We start from the raw sequence: 19,149 nt of genomic DNA, 5'->3' as shown, positions 1-19,149 counted from the left end.
TATACATTATCAAATAAATAATTTCTAAAAAATATTAAAAATAGAAATGCAATTTAAAAACACAACTATTTAAAACGATAATAAATAAAGACATTAATAGTCAATTTAAGCTATTCACTTTATGAATCAGATTACATATCGCTAATTAGATCTAAATAAGGGTTTTTTACATACAAATCAAGGCAGAATATACACTGATTAATACAAGAAATAACTCCCCCTAAAAGCTTTATCCACCTCAGAATCACCTTACATATTAACCAAATACTACAAAGCAATTCTGTCCTATGGTTCTTCCATTTGCGATATAACCCTACTTTAAGTAAAATCACTCTTGTAGGCCAATTTTGTATAATAACTATTCATTTAGATGTCAAATACATGATCTGGGTTAAAAATGAACTAAGATTTACACTAGATTAATCATTTCCCATTTATAGTACTTATATTTGCAAGGTTATACATTGAATAAACTACTCTGTTAGGGGAATCGTGTGAAACTCACGAGCTGTCGCGCAACTGTAAGTAATTAGAACTAATTATAAGTCAGATCACCTACACAGTAGAAGTATAATATTATGGTATTGCTTTCGCGATTTGAAGCAACATAGCTATACTATTATCTTTCCCTTATGACATTTTAGAAAGAATAGTATACTAAACAACTAAAAGCCAAAATAGCTATTCCATAATTTATGAATATTAAAAGTAATAACTAACTCAAAAAAAGAATCATTACAACAATATGGAAGGTCAATTAACAAACAGAGAGTTACGTATCCAAAAAAAAATAAAGGATTCGGAAACACACGTATTTAAAGCTGTATTCCCAGGACAAACTAATCACCACAACACCATGTTCGGTGGAGCGGTAATGTACATTATGGATGAGATAGCATTCATGACAGCTACTCGTTTCTGTCGTAAACCTATTGTAACTGTATCTAGTGATAAGATTGATTTTAATCATCCTATCCCTGCAGGAACACTAGTAGAGCTTATCGGGACAGTAGTACGTGTAGGAAGAACGAGTCTAGATGTACGCGTAGATGTATTCGTAGAAAGTATGTACAGAGAAGGAAGAGAAAAAGCGATGACTGGTACATTTACTTTAGTAGCGATCAATGAGAGCAAACGCCCTGTTCCTGTATTTGACGAAGTAGAAGAATAGTAAATCTTTATATCATACAAAAAATCCCTAACGAATAATCATTAGGGATTTTTTATACACACTGTTTTGATTTCTATTCTAAAAACAGCACACACTTGGCCTCTTCTAACAAGAATTTGCTCAAGCCACAACACTATTTCACAATAAAAGCTACCTTATTCAGATAGCTTTTATCGCAAAAAAATTAAAGATTATTCAGCAATTGCTTGCTCAACTTCGTCTAACATCATTTTGATAGACTTAAGTCCTCCTCCTGATAAATACCATATTTCTGGGTTTAAGAAAATGATTTTATCATTTTTATATGCGTTTGTTTGTTTTACTAATGCATTAGCAAACTCTTCTTTACCCATAGTGGCTCTCTTAATAGCAGCTCCTCTATCGATTACGAAGATGTAATCTGGGTTTAATTCTTTAATGAACTCATTAGAGATCGCTTGACCATGCGTAGCAGCTTCGATGTTTTGATCAGCAGGTTTTAATCCAAATACATCATGGATAATCCCGAAACGAGATCCTTTTCCATAAGCACTTAAACGACCTTCGTTAGCAAGCACAACCAAACCTCTTTTCTCAGATTTAGCAGTAGTCTCGTTAATCTTAGCGATACGCTCATCGATTACTTTTAACTCTTTCTCTACTAACTCTTCTTTACCAAACAACTTACCTACTGTACGTTGACTAGCTTTAAAAGAATTCATATAATCTTTGATATCAATATCAAGATTAATAGTAGGAGCTATTTTACTAAACTCATCATACATAGCAGCAGTACGAGCTGCGATAATGATAAGTTCTGGTTCTGCTGCATTTATTTTCTCCATATTAGGTTCTTTAATACCACCTACATCTACTAAGTTAGCATCATCTGCATATTTAGATAAGTAAGCAGGCATATTACCTTTAGGAGCTCCTTTAAATTCTATACCTAAATCCTCAAAAGTATCTATCATTCCATAACTAAGAATAACAGTGTTTTTAGGGTTTTCTTTTACTTCAGTAGTTCCTGACAAGTGCTCAACTGTCACTTTTGCTACATTCTCCTCTGTAGTCTCTGTCTTCGTTTCTTTACAAGACGTAAAGATTAAAGCTGAAGCTGCCACGCAGCTTATTAAAAATTTACTCATAACAACTCGATTAGTTAAAATTATTTAAAGTATATACATACCTTATTGTTACAATTATCAACTATAGTCATATCTATATCGAAAACTTCTTTCATAATATCCTCGCGAATAATATCATCCGTTAATCCGAAATGGATAATCTTATGATCTTTAACTGCTGCAATATAGTCTGCATACGAAGAAGCATAATTAATGTCGTGCACTACAATAATTATGGTCTTTCCATAATCATCTGCCAAAATTCGAAGAATCTTCATAATCTCGACAGAGTGTTTCATATCTAAATTATTAAGCGGCTCGTCTAACAGAATATACTCTGTATCCTGTGCTAATACCATCGCTAAGAAAGTACGTTGACGCTGTCCTCCACTTAATTCATCTATGTATTGTTCTTGAATATCTGTTAGCCCCATAAAAGCGATACTCTCCTCTACCTTCTCATGATCAATAGCATTCATTCTACCTTGAGAATGTGGAAAGCGCCCAAACTCGACTAACTCTTTAACTGTTAACCTTACATTAGGGTGATTTGCTTGCTTAAGGATAGATAATCTCTTAGCGAAATCTCTATTCTTAAAATTGACAATATCTTGATCTAATAAATTGATAAGTCCTGAGTCTTTAGCGACTAAACGACTAATAATAGATAACAGAGTACTCTTACCTGTTCCGTTCCCTCCTACTAGACATGTGATTTTCCCTTTTGGAAAAGAAACTGACACGTCATTTAGAATCATCTTCTCACCATACGTCTTAGATACATTCTTTACTTCTATCATCCTTTGTTACTTTTTAATAATAAATAAATAAAATACACCCCTCCTACAAAGTTAATAATGATACTAATAGTAGTACTCATATTAAAGAGATGCTCCACTAGGTATTGTCCTCCCACAACAGTAACCGCTGTTAGTAAACAACACGCTAGTACCATATAACTATGTTTACTGCTCTTTACAAGCTCGTAAGTCAAATTGGCAACTAATATTCCTAAGAATGTAATAGGCCCTACTAATGCTGTAGAAATAGCTACCATAACAGAGATAATAAGCAAATTAGCTTTAATCACTTTATGATAGTCTACCCCAAGGCTTATAGCATTCTCCCTACCTAAACTAAGTACATCTAACTGTCTAAAGTATTTAATCCCCACTAGCATAGAGGCTATTAATAAGACAGCTGATATAGTCAATAGATTCAAGTTTATCTTATCAAACGAAGCGAACATTGCTGACTGTATGATTAAGAATTCATTAGGGTCAATAAGCATCACTATAAAAGAAGAGAAACTCCTAAACAGTGTTCCCATTAACAGTCCCACTAATAGTAATAAATACATACTCTTACTCTCTCTTCTGAATACTAAATAGTACATCACTAAAGAGAATCCTAACATTAATACTACAGATATCGCAAAGTTGGTCTCTGAATTAAGAACCTGAAATGTCCTATCTCCATAAGCAAACACTAGCAAAGACTGTAACAACAAATAGAATGAATCAAACCCCATAATAGAAGGTGTCAAGATTCTATTAGCTGATATTGTCTGAAATATAATAGAGGAATATCCTATAGCAAACGATATTAAAATCATCGCAATAACCTTATATCCTCTTCTAGGTAATACATAATCTAATTTGGTTCCCGTAAACGTGAACATATATATAGCAATGAATAATAATAAAACAACTGCTAAAACTGTAATAATCTTGTTCTTAAACATGTTTAGCGCGTTTAAATATTAGTATTAAAAATATTAATCCACCTATGATACTTACTGTTAATCCTATCGGAATCTCATAAGGTGCTATTAACATTCTGCTTATTATATCACATACCATTAAAAAGATCGCTCCTATTAATGCTGTATAACTTATCGTCTTCTTAAGATTATCTCCAAACATCAAACTCACAATATTAGGAATAATCAATCCTAAAAAAGGAATCACACCTGCTGTCAGAACCACTACTGTAGAAGTAATAGCTACAAATATCAATCCTAGATAAGTAATCTTCTTATGGTCTAATCCTAAACTACTCGCTGTGTCTTCTCCTAAACCTACGATAGTAAACTTATTTGCATATAAATAACTCAAGAATACAATCGGAACTCCTAAGTATAAAATCTCATAGTTCCCCTTAATAATAGATGAAAAGTCACCTATTAACCAACCTTCCATATTCTGAACCAAGTTCGTTTTATAAGCAAAGAAAGTAGATATCGCATTCAAGATATTTCCAAAAACAATCCCTACTAATGGAATAAAAATGATATTTCGCATTTTTATTTTACTAGATATCTTTAAGAAAATAACACTTGCTAACAAAGCTATTGTAAATGATAATATCATCTTATACACCATACCCCCACCTGGAAATAATATCATACTAAACAATATTCCCATTTTACAGGCATCTAGAGTCCCCATCGTAGTCGGTGAGACAAATTTGTTAAGAGAAATCTGTTGTACAATCAATCCAGAAATACTCATACCAATACCTGCTATTAATACAGATATCATACGGGGTAATCTACTTACTAACATAACCAATATCTCATCCTGATTTAGTCGGTGTATATCAAATACAGATATATCTTTTACGCCAACAAAGACAGAGATGAAAGAAACTATTATCAGTATAAGAATTAATAATATTCTTATCATTTATTCGTTTGTTTTTATTTAGAATCAAATTAAATAATCGCAAATATAAAAAAGTAAAGTGGCTAACAAAAGAAAAAAACTTATCAATTTATATAAAATCAATCACTTAGATTATTGGTATAACAATGTAAATACAGTTTACATCACACAAACACAATTATTAAGTCCACATGTTTTAATTAATTAAATTTTATAACGTTAAATTTAAAGTAATCACAATTCCGTCTTTTTTTAAAATAAATCTCATTAAGCGCAATTATATAGGACCTAAGAGTGCATTTCTTGCATTGTTCCTCACTTAATATCATGCTTATAGTGTATTTAACTCTTCTTTGTTCTCATTCATTAATAAATCTACAAACACCCTCACGGACTTCTTGAGATAACTATCTTTTAACTGAATAACAACAGCCTCTCGCTTCATATCACTATCAACAATTGGAATAGCATGAAGATTGCCTTCTCCATGTACAGTTGCGTAAGTGAGTACAGTCTGATAGGCTCCTTTCTTTACTAAGTCAATAATCATAGAGGTTTGATTAGTCTCTATAGCAATATTAGGTTGGATATTATACTTTTCAAATTCTCTATCTAAGAAGTTACGTGTACTAAATCCTTGCACAGGAAGGGCTAATCGGTACTGTTCTATCTCCTTTAGTCTAATCTCTTTTAGTAGAGCTAAAGATGAGTCTTTTGCAACCATAAAGGCCATATCAGAGATTAATACAGTCTTATAGACAAAGTTCTCCTCATGAGCACCATCAAAAAAAGTTAAGGCAAAGTCAATATACTGCTTCTCTAAATATTGCATTAACTCATTGGTCGTACCGAATGTCACTTCTATCTTTACTTCTGGGTACGTCTGTGTAAAGATAGTAAGAGAAGAAAGTACTAAAGACTTCAGCCCCCAAGTAAGGCCTATACGCAATACGCCTGTCTTTAATCCCTCTAGATCCTCTAATAAAAGCTTGCCATCCTCTGCAGCTCTTATACTTCTTTCTGCATAAACAGAAAATAACTCTCCAGCTTCTGTAAGCGCTATACGCTTCCCTATTCTATCGAATAGAGGTTGACCTATTTCTTCTTCTAACTGTTTTATCTGTTGAGATAATGTACTCTGTGTAATAAATAAATGCTTAGAAGCTTCAGTAAAATTGAGTAATTCCTTTGCTTTTAGAAAATACCTTAGTTGTCTTAGTTCCATAAGTTGATCGTTTTTACCGATTGATATGATAGAAAAATACCGTTTTACTAATATAGAGCTTCCTCGTAACTTTACAAAAAATAAAGAATATGAATACCACCACCTATACAGAAGAAGTCGTTCATATAAGAGCTGTTAAAGGAACTACTACTTATAAAAAAATCAAATGGAGTATATTTCTAGTAGGTGTCTCTGTATTTGCTCAACTATATAATTTTCAACCTATACTGTCTGAAATCACACAATACTTTAAAGTAACACCTTCTGAGAGTAGCTACCTAGTATCAGCTAGTACCTTAGGTATGGCTATCGGTTTATTGCTTTTTGCATTTATAGCGGATAGTTATCCTCGTAAAGATATCATGCTCTTCTCTTTAGTCACCTCTACGATGCTTACGCTATTATCTGTATGGGCAAGTGACTTTTCTATCTTAGTTAATATCAACTTTATAAAAGGGATGTGTATATCAGGAGTATCCGCTGTGACATTAGCTTATCTAGCAGAAGAAATAGATCCTAAATACATAGGGACTGCCATTAGTTTTTACTTAGCAGGAAATACGTTTGGAGGGATGTTTGGAAGAATTGTAGCAGCATTAGTATCTGGATGGCTAGGTTGGCAAGCTGCAGTATTTACCATTGGCATACTCGCTGTTGTTATTGCCATTGTTTTTTATATCCTATTTCCTGAATCTAGGTTCTTCACTCCTAAAAAGCTAAAAATAAAACATAAACTTCGACAGATGAAATCTATCTTTAGAAACTATAAGATACTTGCTATGTATCTTGTAGCTATCTGTCTAATGGGAGCCTTCGTGAGTGTGTATAACTTTTTAGGTTTTAAACTTGAGTCAGCACCTTATAACTTACCTCATTACCTAATCGCTATGATATTCTTAATGTACGCATTTGGTATTTTTGGTAACATGATTGCCGGATCTTTATCAGATAGATATTCTCCTCGTAAAATTCTATTGATTGCTTTAGGATTAATGTTATTAGGTGTGATGGGTATGTATATGGACAATCTTGTTATTATTCTATTAGGATTGACTTTCTTCACTATCTCATTCTTTAGTGGACATACCATAGCTAGTAGAGTAGTAACTACCCTAGGTAAGGAAGCAAAGAGTTCTGCTACAGCCTTGTATTGGTTCTTTTATTATATAGGCTCAAGTATTATAGGCAGCTCTACAGGAATCTTTGTGAATAAAGGCAACTGGAATGGGTTCTTCTATACTCTTATGGCCATGACAATAATAGCTCTTCTAGCGACTTATCTAAGTACAAGACAAACAAAAAAAGCCACTAGTTAGTGGCTTTTTGTTTATATGTTTCTATGTATTAGAACCAACCTTTTTTGTTTGCTTGGTATGTATTATAGAACTCCTCATCTGTTTTAGTTAAATAGATAATTCCTTCAATAAGTCCAATAATTCCAGCAAATCCACAAGTAACTAATCCTAAGATTAATTGGATAACACCTTCTTTAGTATACCCTAAGTAGAATTTATGGATTGCGAAAATAGGTAATAAAATTCCTAAAATACCAGCTACCACTTTTTTGTTCTCTTGAGGAGGAGTAGTTGCACTCTTCTGTGTAGTAAATTGTTCCATCTTTTTATATTATTTTTTTTGCAAAATTAGAATTGTTTATTCAACAAACAAGAAAAATATAACAATATTTTAAATAAAAACAACAAACACAAACAATACACCTACAAAACAACTACTTAATATAACTATTATACAAAAACCGCAAACTCTCAAAATAAAATAAAAAACACCAATCCTTAAACTTCAATGCAATAAAAAAAGCAACCTATAAATATAGATTGCTTTTTTTGTCAATAAGGTGAACTTATCTGAAGCTATTTCTTAAAGCTCACTAATTCCATTTGTGAGATCTCTTTAATATTGATAGGACTAACAAGAGCTTCTGCTCTACTCAAATCAATAATTCTGTATCTCTTCACTTCTCCGTCGGCATCATTTTCTAGACTTATCATCTCACCTTCCAGTACCCAATTTCCTTTAGATTCCTCTAAACTGTATTTGTCAATTGCTTGATACTTTCCACCTTTCATGATATCAATTTCAATTAGTGATTTTTGGTATCTTTCTTTATGACTTCTACTCACTCCTTCTTGGAAGTCGAAATGAGCCACAATCCATGTTTTTTCAATATTAATACTGTTAACACTTAATGCTTTGTCAATTTGAATGTTATTATTATCATCTGCACTGCAACTAGCTAATAATGAACTCATACCAATAATCAAAACTCCAACTAAAATTTGCGCACATCGTCTCATAATGTAAATAATTAAAAAAAATTAATAATAATCTTTTTTAATCCGTGTACACCTCCTCTCCCTCTGGAGGTATTAATACATCAACTGCCTTGCATTCCCCTTTTCGACATCTTTACAGCTATATAACATCACTGTAAATGAATAAACACAATTAAGTTTACATAATAAAAAACAGACTAAAAAAGAACGTTTTTAAATATTAGGTAACTCCGACATTGTTACCTTATCTTTTATTTTCTGAGACAAATGTATAACAGTACTTTTCGCATCAATATGACATAAATCATACAAATCCTATATATTAACTTCTAACTTAATAGGATAACACTACATTTATTCAAATATTTCGCACTTTTCCTTGTATTCATAAAAGTTAATAACCTTAATTATCTAAACTAATAATAGTACTTTAACCTTATTAATATTAACACATAATTATTTATATTTTTTTAATCTAAATACAATAAAAAAAAGCAACAAAATTTAGCTTAATATTTTGTTGCTTTTTTAAACTGAAATGAGGTTATAAAACATCACATTAATTATTTTTTTTAACTCTAATCTACCTCCAATCTCTATTTTTTCTAATGATTGCTAACTATTTTTATACATGATGTCATTTTTTTTTAGAGAAAACACTAGTTCAAATATTGTTAAATCTATATAATTAAAAAAATCTAATGCTTAATACCTCTTTATATAGCACAAATCTCTTAATATGAACCAATGTAAAATATGAGTTTCAAAAAAGGGATTCCAGAGTTTACTAAACAACAGTCCCCACCATCAAATACTCTGGAATCCACAAACACAATAACTCACTCTACATCAATAAAACACATCATTTCTCACCTAAAAACATGATGTAACACTCTAATTTTCCTTCAATACATATAGAATTTTAGATAATTCTAAGCGCATCTTCAATATTTTTTAGAAACAAAAACTGTTCCTAAATAGCTTTATTGAACATTATTTTTCTTTTATTAAAAGACTACAAATTCTTATTAAACATTATCATATCAACAACCAACTCTTTGGATCTATTATATAAAAAATAATAAGGAGCCTTGTTCTTGATAAACAAAGCTCCTTATTATATGTCCAAAACTAAAATAGTTTCTATACTTCCACTTCTTTCTTAGACAACATAGGTCTTAGTCCTAAGTTTTTTAATAACATTTGATCTGCTGATAAACTAGGATTAGGCGTCACTAATAACGTTTCATTATCACCTGAAAACATCGAATTAGCCCCAGCCATAAAACACATTGCCTGTTCATACTCAGACATTTCTATACGTCCTGCACTTAACCTCACCATAGTAGTAGGCATCACAATACGAGCTGTAGCAATCATTCTAATCATATCCCAAGTCTCTACTTTAGGCATTTCTTCCATAGGCGTTCCCTTTACTCTAACTAGAGCATTAATAGGAACTGATTCGGGATGTTTCTCCATAGTAGCTAAAGTATGTAACATAGATATTCTATCTGTATCATTTTCTCCTAATCCTATTATACCTCCCGAACATACTGTTATACCGGCCTTACGAACATTATCAATAGTATTTATACGATTAGAAAATGTACGAGTAGAGATAATCTTATCATAGTGATCTTCTGAAGTATCTAAATTATGATTATAAGCATATAATCCAGCTTCTTGTAATCGCTTAGCTTGTTCCTCAGTTAACATTCCTAAAGTACAACATACTTCTAATCCCATCTCATTAACACCTTTCACCATATCAAGTACTTTATCAAAATCTCTATTATCTCGTACCTCTCTCCATGCAGCGGCCATACAGAATCTAGAAGAACCTGCTTCCTTTGCTTTTTGAGCAGTTCCTAATACTGTTTCTAAAGGTAGTAGTCGCTGTACCTTTATATCTGTATGATATCTAGCTGCCTGTCCACAGTAAGAACAATCCTCTACACACCCTCCTGTCTTAATAGACAATAAAGTACTCACCTGCACTTCATTTGGATTGTGATACTGACGATGTACTATAGAAGCTTGATGAATTAACTCTAATAAAGGAGTGTCATATATTGATTGAATTTCAGCTTTAGTCCAGTTGTGTCTAATTTCCATTTTCTCTTCGTTTATTTATGATAGATGTACCAAAAATAGAAGGAATGAAAAAGGAATAGCTAGTCCACTTTTAGATTTAGACCTATTCCACTTCCAAAATATAATATAGATTACACAGGCCTCATAATAGCCATACCTAGCACTTAGTGATTATATTAAATCTAATTAAAACAACACATCTATAAATAAAACTGAACACATAAACATCACTACTTAATTATTAGCATAAAAATAACACTAACCACACAATAACATTTATAAAACAAAAGTTATAAAGAAAAAACTAAAAACGAATTACTCAAAACTCAATCACTATGTCAAATAACCCTTCATTCTTTATCCCCTATAAGTATTTACTTTACTTTTACTTATTGTTGAATGTTGTACTTCGTATCATTTTAATTAATCATCCTATTACTACCACTACCTTTAGTACAGGAGAGATATTATCAGTATTTGGACTAGGACTTATACGTGACACTTTACTATTCAGTATAGCATATATCTTGTTTTGGCTCTACTTTATTTTCTTTTCAGATCATAAGTATAATAAACCTTATGGATATATCATATTCACTATTCTATTAGGTTTATGGGGATGGGTTACCTTTGGTAAAACCATTATATCAGAATATGGTGGTGTTCTACCCGAAATAGCAATTACCTTCTTATCTATAAAAACAGTACTATTTGCTATCTGTCTATTCTTACCTCAGCTTAGGACTACAGTTCGAAAAGTAAGTTATGCTTTTGCTTTATTTATATTCGTACTAATCCTAGTACAAAATACAGTAAGCGAGTTTTTCTTTTGGAACGAATTCGGTGTTCGATATAATTTTATAGCAGTTGATTATTTAGTCTATACTAACGAGGTAATTGGCAATATTATGGAGTCATATCCAGTAGTTCCTTTATTTAGTGTCATCGCTTTAGTTACATTATTAACTACATACTACATTTTCAAAAAAACGGTATATGTTATAGAACATCTTGCCCCTCTAAAAAATAAAATTATACTAAGTATTATTTATTTACTTGTATTTGGGATCTCTATATCAGCTATTACTAAAGTAATGTCTCCTATAAATACAGATAATATTTTCGCTGAAGAACTAGAAAGTAACGGAGTCTATAAATTCTATCAAGCTTTTAATAACAGTGTGATTGATTACTTTAAATTCTACAATACGCTACCTGATGATGAACTAGCTAAAAATATTAAACAATTCTACCCTCAATATAATGGGAGCACATCTCTTCTTAGAAACATTAATAATGATAGCACAACTACCAAAAAAAATGTAGTCCTGATAAGTATAGAGAGTCTTAGTGCAGACTTTATGGAATTCTATGGCAATACAAATAAACTTACTCCATTCTTAGACAGCCTAGCGATGAAAAGTTTATTCTTTACCACTACGTATGCTACTGGTAATAGAACTGTACGTGGGCTTGAGGCTATAACGATGTCTATACCTCCTTCTCCTGGTGAAAGTGTCGTAAAACGCAAAGACAATAAAGACAAGTTTACAACTGGAAGTATATTTGCTAAAAATGGATACACAGTCAAGTACCTATATGGAGGAGATGCTTATTTTGACAATATGCAAGATTTCTTCGAAGGCAATAATTATAACATCGTAGATAAGTGTGATTTTAGACCTGATCAGATAACCTTTCAGAATGTATGGGGAGTAGCAGATGGAGATATGGCTAAGAAAGCCATAGAAGTAATGAATGAAGAATATCAACAAGGCAAACCTTTCTTTAATCATATCATGACTGTAAGTAACCATAGACCTTTCACTTATCCTGATGGAGTACTAGACACCTCAGACCTTACTAGTGCAAGGGATAAAGGAGTTAGATATACAGATTATGCTATAAAAGAATTCTTTGCACTAGCTAAAGAACAAGCTTGGTATGATAATACCATCTTTGTGATCTTAGCTGACCACTGTGCTTCTAGTGCGGGCAAGACACAACTACCTTTAGATAAATATAGAATACCTGCTATGATATATGCCCCTAAAGGGCTAGCACCTCAACAATTTGATCAAATGATTTCACAGATAGATGTCATGCCTACCTTATTAGGAATACTTAACTTTAAGTATGACTCTAAATTTTTTGGAACCGATGTTTTACAAACAGATTATAAACCTAGAGCTTTTATAGCTACGTATCAAGATTTAGGTTATATCAGAGAAAACACATTAACCATTCTTAGCCCTAATCAAAAGATAAGACAATATGGATTCAATACTCAGAAAGTTAATAATCTAGTAACTCCGCTTACTGCGATAGATGAACTACAATCTAAATATGTCAATGAAGCCATCTCTTTTTATCAATTTACAGCTAAACAGCTAGAATCAAAGAGTTATAATAAATAAAAAAAGCAGGGAGAGTAGTGCACACTACTCTCCCTGCTTTTTTAAACACACGTAACACAATTATTTATATGAATGTTGCATACTACTCATAGACAACACAAAATTGTTCTAAATTAATTCAATTTTCAATTAACATAAGAAAACGGGAAAACACCACTTACCTTGCTCTCCCGTTTTAATTTTAAAAAACACTTATCACTTGTAATATATAATTGAAAAAAACTTATCAAATTTAATTAATGAAAACACTAGCACAGCATTCTTCTTAATCTTAGTATAAAACTCCTTAATTGATTTAAATTAATAAGTATTAATACTTAATTTTGATACTGCAAAAATCACTATTATTGTATAACTCACATAGGACATTTGTCCTTAATGATATAAAAAAATGTTAAGAATAAATATTGACTTTCTATCATACATTGAATCATTAGCACAGACTGATGTTTTTAATGACAAAATATTATTGCAACCTTATAAGCCTAAAGAGGTTTTATTGCATCAAGGAGACCCCGTTACTAAAGTAATTGTTATTAAAGAAGGGATTACTAAATGCTATATCACAGAAGAAAATGGTAAAGAATATATCCCTGAGTTCTTAAGTACAGGAGAGATAATGGGTGAAATAGAGTTCATAGGTAAGAAGAATTGTTTATGCTCAGTAGAAGCCATAACACCTGTGAATGCTTACATCATTCCTCTATCCGTATTTGAGCATTTATTAAAAACAGACATAACCTTTAATAATACCCTGTTAGAAGTAGAAGCATTAAGAGTATTCCATACGAGTGAGAGAGCTTCTTTCCAGCAGCTATATACAGTAGAGCATGCTCTCGAAAAGCTATTAGAACTTCAAGAGAAAGAACAAGTACATATATCTAAAGAAGATATGGCCTCTTATCTAGGTATCACTACACGTACCTTAAACCGTGCCTTAAAGAAAGTACAAGACGAAGAATAAAAAAACGAGGGAATACTAAGTATTCCCACGTTTTTTTATATTTACTACATCCAGTGTAACGCTGATGATTCGACTTGATAAAGCCATTTATCTCTTAGCTTCACTAACTCGCTATACTGAGTCGTACTAAAGGACACTATTCCACCTGCGGTATATATCTTTAAACTACCCACATCTGCAGACTGTTGCCACCATAACTGTGACACCACTATCTTCTGTATCTTATGTGGTTCTAAATAAATATGTGAGATATCCCATATTCCCCTTCTTATCACGATGAAGTCTTCATTTACTTGAAGCAATCCTACTTTATAAAGTCTATAAAGAGCTAATAACATTATCACACTATAGCTCATTGCCATTCCTATAAACGTAACAGAACTAAAGTTTGCTCTAAAGAACAAGGTTAAAAACACTAAAGGAACAACTATGAATAAGAATACTCTAAATCCTAAGTATCGATAATTATATTTTAAAACAGTAGTGTACTCCTTGTTATCTTCTTTAGCCATTATTATTTTAAACAGATCCTTTCTCTCCTGAGTAGAACAGCCAGGTATCTGTAATCCTGATTTCTTATTATTCTCCTTATCCCCTGCTACTTGGCTTATTTTCAAACTACAGATATCAAATAACTTCTGAAAATAATTCTGCTCTATCTCTATTTTTTGTACTCGATTAGGTCTAATGATTGTATTTTGTGTAGATAGTAATCCATGAGACAACAACAATGTCTTATTAGAAAATGTCACTTTAAAATCCCAAAATCGCAACAAAGTACGGATCACATTCACTACTAATACCGTAATCACTAAAAACACAACTAAATATAGAAAAGCTACCAAAGGCAGCCCTCCTTCTATATAATTTGTCACCTCTTCTTTATCAATATACTCTTCTATAGAAATACTTCTCACTATAGAATCATACACCATATTAAAGAAGACAAGTATTAACCCCAATGTATATAGATAATTAGACGTTATACCTACTTTTAGAAGAGTCGTTATACTGATTCGTTTTGAATCTTCTTGTTCTTCTATTATGTTTTGTTCTCCATCTACTAAGTCTATTGAAGTATCTTGTATTACGTGTTCATTCTTATAGTTCAGTAGTATTTGTTTTAATGCATTTGCATCTGATAAAGCCATAGAAGGGATAGTAGCTTCTTTATCTTTACTACCTGCAGAATCTATTTCTACAGAGTACACATTGATTATTTTGTTGATAAAACTCTGATTAAGATTCACCTGTTGTATTTTCTCTAGTTGAATAGTAACTTTAGATTTATTAATAATCCCTTTTTGAATTATAAAAGAATTAGTTTCTTCATCAATGTAAAACAGAAAGTTACGATAACTTAAATAAGCTATTCCCAAACTTAAGATACTTCCTAAGATTACTACTCCCCAAATACTAATAGGTAAATCTATACGCTTATTCACTAAAAATAAGACTATAAGAGGAACAAAAGCTCTTACTATCTTCTGTAAAGCATTCAGAAAATTAGCAATGATTCCTATTGTAGCTTGTCTAGTAGGCTGATAAAAACTATTCTTATTCATGAACAGATTCGTGTGAGTGTTCTACAATATCTAGATTAGTCCTTAAAGCCTGTTGAGGAGACTTCGTTATCTTCTGTATAACATACGCTTTTAGTCGCTCTCCCTCCTCTTTAGATATCCCTGTTATCTTGAGATCGCCTAATGCTCCTCCAGCAGTAAAAAACTCCACGGTACATAAATTAAATACACGTAACAAAGCTCCTTCATATACTCCTACATGCTGCACTCTATTAAAAGGAATAACAGTCTGAGATCTGTTAATAATACCTGTTTTATAAATAATATCTTGCTCACGTAGCGCATAGCCTTTCATTGCTACTCCCTTCATAGAGATAATACATATCAGAATAATCAATACAACTCCTAATCCCATAAATGAGTATAACAATGCTTCATTCAACAAAGGTTCACTCGTCAAATACTGAAAAATATAAGGTGTAAAAGCAATTAGTAAAATAATAATAGAAATTATTATTAACCTTATCCCGACTACTGTTCGATACCTAGAATCTAAGTTTTTAAACATTACTTGCTCTACTTGAGGTAATGCATCGATATCGATTTGTTTATTTTCAAACATACTATTCATACTCTTATCCTTCTGTGTAAACAGACATTAATTCTACTAGTAAATATATCATTTAAAAAGAGATACTGCTGTATGCAATCCATAAAAAAAGTCCTTTAAAAGTAATACACCTTTAAAGGACTTCTCATTATAAGTTACTATATTCTTACTTTACAGCTTGATTTACAACACCTATATAGTAAGGCTTTTTCGCATTATCTTTTGCACCGATTAAGATAATAGAATAAAACTGTGAAGGTTTAAACACAACATCTTTTCTAGTTGCGAGTACCTTACCGTCCTTATCTTTGATTGTTAGTGCATAAGTATTAGCATCTAATGCATTAAATTCCTGTGTTTTCACAGCAGTTGTCTCATTGTCTTGAACTCTATTTTCAAACTCCTTTACTACTGTCTTATCATTAAACTGAACAGTAGCTACTACATTATCTGAGCTCAAATTAAAGAAACGAACTCCTGACTGCTTCACTTCATTTAAAGGAGTTGCTTTCTTAACATTATCCTCAGTTATAAAGTGGATTACCTTCGACTGGTTTCCTCCTATAAAAGAAGTATAAAACTGTCCACTAGTTATCTTCTTCGTAGTTGTAGTAATTGGCTTCACCTTATTAGCTCCGTAGATGTCTATTAATCTATTTCCTTGCCATAGATTCACATAACCTACACTCTGATAAAACAACGGATAATATGGACTCTGAATAGGGCGCCCATCTGCAACATAAATAAGCGCATCCTCACTCTCATAGGCATTTACCATGGTAAAACCTCCTGCATGCTCTGATAAGTCAATATAATTATCATCGCTGCTACAACTAAATACAGCAAAACTCAAAAGTAATACTGTCAATACACTAAAAACTCTTTTCATAATAGATCTTTTTAAATTGGTTTTCATATTCCTTAACTATCTATAACTACACGCAAGAATCATGCAAGTTTATATAACAACTAATATTAAAATTTTCTAATCTTCTTATTCACTGAGTTTTCTATTGGCATATAGCAATAGAGACTCTACATAATCTCCATCAAAATCTATTTTATAAATCTTAGAGACTTTAAACTCCTCTATCTCTTCAAACCACTCTCCTGACGCAGATAACTCTTCGAATGCAAAATACTCACTATCGTCACTATCCATATACTTTCCTACATAGACACAATCTTCCTCTTTAAATTCTAATCCAAATGCACCATATTTATTCCCAATATCCTTTAAAGTATCAAAAATATTGTCTTTTAACTGAATAGGGCTACTGTAAAAATCAACATGTTTTGCTTTCAAGACTTCTTCTATAAAAGCAATATTCTCTCCACGCTCTATAGTAGATATCTTATCTACAGCTATCAATTCATACCCATCTATAATATAATCGACCGAATTACACTTAGTTAATAACCACTTATCATTATAAGCTAATACAATGCCAAGTATCAATTCTTTCTTTCTACCTTTTAAGCGAATGCCTACTAATTTATTCAAGTAATCTTTTATCATAATAATAGATATTAATGAATTAGGTAATCTATGATCAGAGAATTTGTCACCTCTATCTACCTATTCTAAATAGGTCTTTACTAAAATTATGAATAATTCGACAAATATTCATAATTAATAATCATTTTTTAACTACATAAAACTCATCAACCAATCTTCTATTAATCAAATAGATATATACATCTATTTTACTACTTATTCCTTTTTTCTATTTCTACACTTCCCTTTTACTATAAAAAAACATCGCATTTAGCCCAAAAAGAATAACAAAAAAGCAGGATAGATATCCTGCTTCTATTCTCAGTTTATTATCTCAGATTATGCAATAGGCATATAAACGAAAAGTAATTAAACAAACTAGGTTTAAATTAGTGACCTCAGCATACTATAGTATGATTGTGAAGCGAATGAGAAGCTATGAAGTACTATTGTTCTGTACTATTTGGCTAATGCATAATGTGAATTACTTTGCTTTAAGATGAGTGGCTACTCCTATCCTATTCCACGCATTTATAGTGACCATGCACATAATAAGTTGTGCTAAATACACTTCACCAAACAACTTCTCTGCTTGCGCATATAATGCATCACTAATTCCTCCTTGATGAATAAACGTAACCGCTTCAGTCATCTCAAGAATCACACGTTCTTCTTCTGTAAACAGCTCTGTTTCTTGCCATCCCGCTAATACGAATAGGCGTCTAGTAGACTCTCCATACTTTAAAGCGTCTTGTGTATGGATATCTAAGCAGTACCCACATCCATTTAGCTGAGATGCTCTAATCTTTATCAGCTCTTTATGTATAGGTGTTAATTCAGACTCGTTCAAGTACTTTTCTAATAATAACATTCCTTCATACGCCTTAGGCTGTACACCATAAATTGTTTTTCTCATAGTCATAACTTTATTGTTTTTAATATCTACAAATCTAAAGCTATGTCTAATCAATAAACTTAAACAGGTTTAAGAAAATCTCTTCTTCTTTATTTCACTTAAGTACTCTGGGCTAAACCCTAAATATGAAGCCAATAAATACTGAGGAATACGCTGTATAAACTCTGGAAATCGATCTTCGAAGTGGAAGTATAGTTCTTCACGACTAAATTCGTATAGATACTTCACTCTATACTGAGCGGCTGCATACGCACGTTGAAAAACTTGTCTATAGTACTTCTCCATAATAGGGTGTTTCTCTAATAGTAGAGCAAATTGTTCTCTAGTAATCACGATTACTTCTGACTTCTCTACTGCTTGAATATAGAAGTTACTATTCGTATGCTGTTCAAAAGCCATATTATCTGTTAACCACCAATTCTCTATAGCAAAATCAATAGTTTGTTCTATACCATTACTCTTCATATAATAGCTTCTCAAGCACCCCACTTCCACAAAGAACAATTTATCACAAAGCATATCTGCTTTTAAAACAGTCTCTTTCTTTTTGACCTTAATAAGCTCAAAATAAGATAAAACAGAATCTCTCTCTGATGTAGATAAAGTCCCTACAAATTTTTCGATATGTTGTATAAAGTTTTTCATTAGATATAGGCTATAGC

18 protein-coding genes are annotated in these 19,149 nt (G+C 31.8%); 4 read left to right on the top strand and 14 right to left on the bottom strand.

What is annotated here, in order from left to right:
- Positions 1-745 precede the first annotated feature (745 nt).
- The gene (locus MPR_RS05835) at positions 746-1,171 is read left to right on the top strand and encodes an acyl-CoA thioesterase (protein WP_006259391.1); all 426 of its coding nucleotides are present in this window, start codon (positions 746-748) and stop codon (positions 1,169-1,171) included.
- A gap of 191 nt (positions 1,172-1,362) precedes the next feature.
- On the opposite strand, the gene MPR_RS05830 is transcribed toward MPR_RS05835, so the two are convergent.
- The 5 genes from MPR_RS05830 to MPR_RS05810 form a co-directional block, all read right to left on the bottom strand.
- Complete coding sequence (locus MPR_RS05830; RefSeq protein WP_041890182.1) at positions 1,363-2,298, bottom strand: siderophore ABC transporter substrate-binding protein; 936 nt, start codon at positions 2,296-2,298, stop codon at positions 1,363-1,365.
- A gap of 20 nt (positions 2,299-2,318) precedes the next feature.
- Complete coding sequence (locus MPR_RS05825; protein ID WP_006259395.1) at positions 2,319-3,077, bottom strand: iron ABC transporter ATP-binding protein; 759 nt, start codon at positions 3,075-3,077, stop codon at positions 2,319-2,321.
- Positions 3,074-4,021 (bottom strand): iron chelate uptake ABC transporter family permease subunit, encoded by a 948-nt coding sequence (locus MPR_RS05820; protein ID WP_006259398.1) that lies wholly within the window; start codon positions 4,019-4,021, stop codon positions 3,074-3,076. The genes MPR_RS05825 and MPR_RS05820 overlap by 4 nt, the downstream gene beginning before the upstream one ends.
- The gene (locus tag MPR_RS05815) at positions 4,014-4,964 is read right to left on the bottom strand and encodes an ABC transporter permease (RefSeq protein WP_041890178.1); all 951 of its coding nucleotides are present in this window, start codon (positions 4,962-4,964) and stop codon (positions 4,014-4,016) included. Before MPR_RS05815 ends, MPR_RS05820 begins: the two co-directional genes overlap by 8 nt.
- A gap of 310 nt (positions 4,965-5,274) precedes the next feature.
- Positions 5,275-6,168 carry a LysR substrate-binding domain-containing protein gene (locus tag MPR_RS05810; protein WP_041890175.1) on the bottom strand — a complete coding sequence of 298 codons (894 nt, stop codon included), beginning with the start codon at positions 6,166-6,168 and terminating at the stop codon, positions 5,275-5,277.
- Between the two features lie 89 nt (positions 6,169-6,257).
- Between MPR_RS05810 and MPR_RS05805 the strand changes: the two genes are divergently transcribed.
- Positions 6,258-7,484 carry an MFS transporter gene (locus MPR_RS05805; RefSeq protein WP_041890173.1) on the top strand — a complete coding sequence of 409 codons (1,227 nt, stop codon included), beginning with the start codon at positions 6,258-6,260 and terminating at the stop codon, positions 7,482-7,484.
- A gap of 28 nt (positions 7,485-7,512) precedes the next feature.
- Here MPR_RS05805 and MPR_RS05800 read toward each other — a convergent pair whose 3' ends face one another.
- The 3 genes from MPR_RS05800 to bioB all read right to left on the bottom strand — a co-directional run bounded on the left by MPR_RS05800 (position 7,513) and on the right by bioB (position 10,580).
- The gene (locus MPR_RS05800; RefSeq protein WP_006263211.1) at positions 7,513-7,785 is read right to left on the bottom strand and encodes a TM2 domain-containing protein; all 273 of its coding nucleotides are present in this window, start codon (positions 7,783-7,785) and stop codon (positions 7,513-7,515) included.
- A 254-nt stretch (positions 7,786-8,039) separates the two neighbouring features.
- A complete protein-coding gene (locus MPR_RS05795; protein WP_235280583.1) occupies positions 8,040-8,438 on the bottom strand; it encodes a hypothetical protein in 399 nt (132 codons plus the stop codon).
- Between the two features lie 1,167 nt (positions 8,439-9,605).
- A complete protein-coding gene (gene bioB / locus MPR_RS05790; RefSeq protein WP_041890165.1) occupies positions 9,606-10,580 on the bottom strand; it encodes a biotin synthase BioB in 975 nt (324 codons plus the stop codon).
- Positions 10,581-10,894: 314 nt separating this feature from the next.
- Here bioB and MPR_RS05785 point away from each other — a divergent pair, with 314 nt between their 5' ends.
- The gene (locus MPR_RS05785; protein WP_041890162.1) at positions 10,895-12,976 is read left to right on the top strand and encodes an LTA synthase family protein; all 2,082 of its coding nucleotides are present in this window, start codon (positions 10,895-10,897) and stop codon (positions 12,974-12,976) included.
- 391 nt (positions 12,977-13,367) lie between these two features.
- Positions 13,368-13,940, top strand: a complete 573-nt coding sequence (locus MPR_RS05780) for a Crp/Fnr family transcriptional regulator (RefSeq protein ID WP_041890158.1) — start codon at positions 13,368-13,370, stop codon at positions 13,938-13,940.
- A gap of 44 nt (positions 13,941-13,984) precedes the next feature.
- Here MPR_RS05780 and MPR_RS05775 read toward each other — a convergent pair whose 3' ends face one another.
- The 6 genes from MPR_RS05775 to MPR_RS05750 form a co-directional block, all read right to left on the bottom strand.
- Entirely contained in the window at positions 13,985-15,505 is a 1,521-nt protein-coding gene (locus tag MPR_RS05775; RefSeq protein WP_041890157.1) for a PH domain-containing protein, read from the bottom strand.
- The gene (locus MPR_RS05770) at positions 15,498-16,085 is read right to left on the bottom strand and encodes a PH domain-containing protein (RefSeq protein WP_235280580.1); all 588 of its coding nucleotides are present in this window, start codon (positions 16,083-16,085) and stop codon (positions 15,498-15,500) included. Before MPR_RS05770 ends, MPR_RS05775 begins: the two co-directional genes overlap by 8 nt.
- Positions 16,086-16,239: 154 nt before the next feature.
- Positions 16,240-16,962, bottom strand: coding sequence for a hypothetical protein (locus MPR_RS05765; protein ID WP_041895209.1), 723 nt, complete (start codon positions 16,960-16,962; stop codon positions 16,240-16,242).
- Between the two features lie 105 nt (positions 16,963-17,067).
- The gene (locus MPR_RS05760; RefSeq protein WP_041890152.1) at positions 17,068-17,592 is read right to left on the bottom strand and encodes a hypothetical protein; all 525 of its coding nucleotides are present in this window, start codon (positions 17,590-17,592) and stop codon (positions 17,068-17,070) included.
- 463 nt (positions 17,593-18,055) lie between these two features.
- Positions 18,056-18,487: a carboxymuconolactone decarboxylase family protein gene (locus MPR_RS05755; protein ID WP_082027843.1), complete on the bottom strand. Its 432-nt coding sequence runs from the start codon at positions 18,485-18,487 to the stop codon at positions 18,056-18,058.
- Positions 18,488-18,556: 69 nt separating this feature from the next.
- Positions 18,557-19,132, bottom strand: a complete 576-nt coding sequence (locus MPR_RS05750; RefSeq protein WP_041890148.1) for a Crp/Fnr family transcriptional regulator — start codon at positions 19,130-19,132, stop codon at positions 18,557-18,559.
- Positions 19,133-19,149 lie beyond the last annotated feature (17 nt).

The sequence above is a fragment of the Myroides profundi genome (assembly GCF_000833025.1).
In the GTDB taxonomy this organism is placed as follows: Bacteria; Bacteroidota; Bacteroidia; order Flavobacteriales; family Flavobacteriaceae; genus Flavobacterium; species Flavobacterium profundi_A.
The sequence above is the reverse complement of the archived record's forward strand: the minus strand, read 5'-3'. Positions and strand labels throughout refer to the sequence as shown.

Coding starts and splice junctions, on each gene's coding strand:
- MPR_RS05835 (WP_006259391.1), top strand. CDS start 746: ATGGAAGGTCAATTAACAAACAGAGAGTTACGTATCCAAAAAAAAATA.
- MPR_RS05830 (WP_041890182.1), bottom strand. CDS start 2,298: ATGAGTAAATTTTTAATAAGCTGCGTGGCAGCTTCAGCTTTAATCTTT.
- MPR_RS05825 (WP_006259395.1), bottom strand. CDS start 3,077: ATGATAGAAGTAAAGAATGTATCTAAGACGTATGGTGAGAAGATGATT.
- MPR_RS05820 (WP_006259398.1), bottom strand. CDS start 4,021: ATGTTTAAGAACAAGATTATTACAGTTTTAGCAGTTGTTTTATTATTA.
- MPR_RS05815 (WP_041890178.1), bottom strand. CDS start 4,964: ATGATAAGAATATTATTAATTCTTATACTGATAATAGTTTCTTTCATC.
- MPR_RS05810 (WP_041890175.1), bottom strand. CDS start 6,168: ATGGAACTAAGACAACTAAGGTATTTTCTAAAAGCAAAGGAATTACTC.
- MPR_RS05805 (WP_041890173.1), top strand. CDS start 6,258: ATGAATACCACCACCTATACAGAAGAAGTCGTTCATATAAGAGCTGTT.
- MPR_RS05800 (WP_006263211.1), bottom strand. CDS start 7,785: ATGGAACAATTTACTACACAGAAGAGTGCAACTACTCCTCCTCAAGAG.
- MPR_RS05795 (WP_235280583.1), bottom strand. CDS start 8,438: ATGAGTTCATTATTAGCTAGTTGCAGTGCAGATGATAATAATAACATT.
- bioB (WP_041890165.1), bottom strand. CDS start 10,580: ATGGAAATTAGACACAACTGGACTAAAGCTGAAATTCAATCAATATAT.
- MPR_RS05785 (WP_041890162.1), top strand. CDS start 10,895: ATGTCAAATAACCCTTCATTCTTTATCCCCTATAAGTATTTACTTTAC.
- MPR_RS05780 (WP_041890158.1), top strand. CDS start 13,368: ATGTTAAGAATAAATATTGACTTTCTATCATACATTGAATCATTAGCA.
- MPR_RS05775 (WP_041890157.1), bottom strand. CDS start 15,505: ATGAATAAGAATAGTTTTTATCAGCCTACTAGACAAGCTACAATAGGA.
- MPR_RS05770 (WP_235280580.1), bottom strand. CDS start 16,085: ATGTTTGAAAATAAACAAATCGATATCGATGCATTACCTCAAGTAGAG.
- MPR_RS05765 (WP_041895209.1), bottom strand. CDS start 16,962: ATGAAAAGAGTTTTTAGTGTATTGACAGTATTACTTTTGAGTTTTGCT.
- MPR_RS05760 (WP_041890152.1), bottom strand. CDS start 17,592: ATGATAAAAGATTACTTGAATAAATTAGTAGGCATTCGCTTAAAAGGT.
- MPR_RS05755 (WP_082027843.1), bottom strand. CDS start 18,487: ATGAGAAAAACAATTTATGGTGTACAGCCTAAGGCGTATGAAGGAATG.
- MPR_RS05750 (WP_041890148.1), bottom strand. CDS start 19,132: ATGAAAAACTTTATACAACATATCGAAAAATTTGTAGGGACTTTATCT.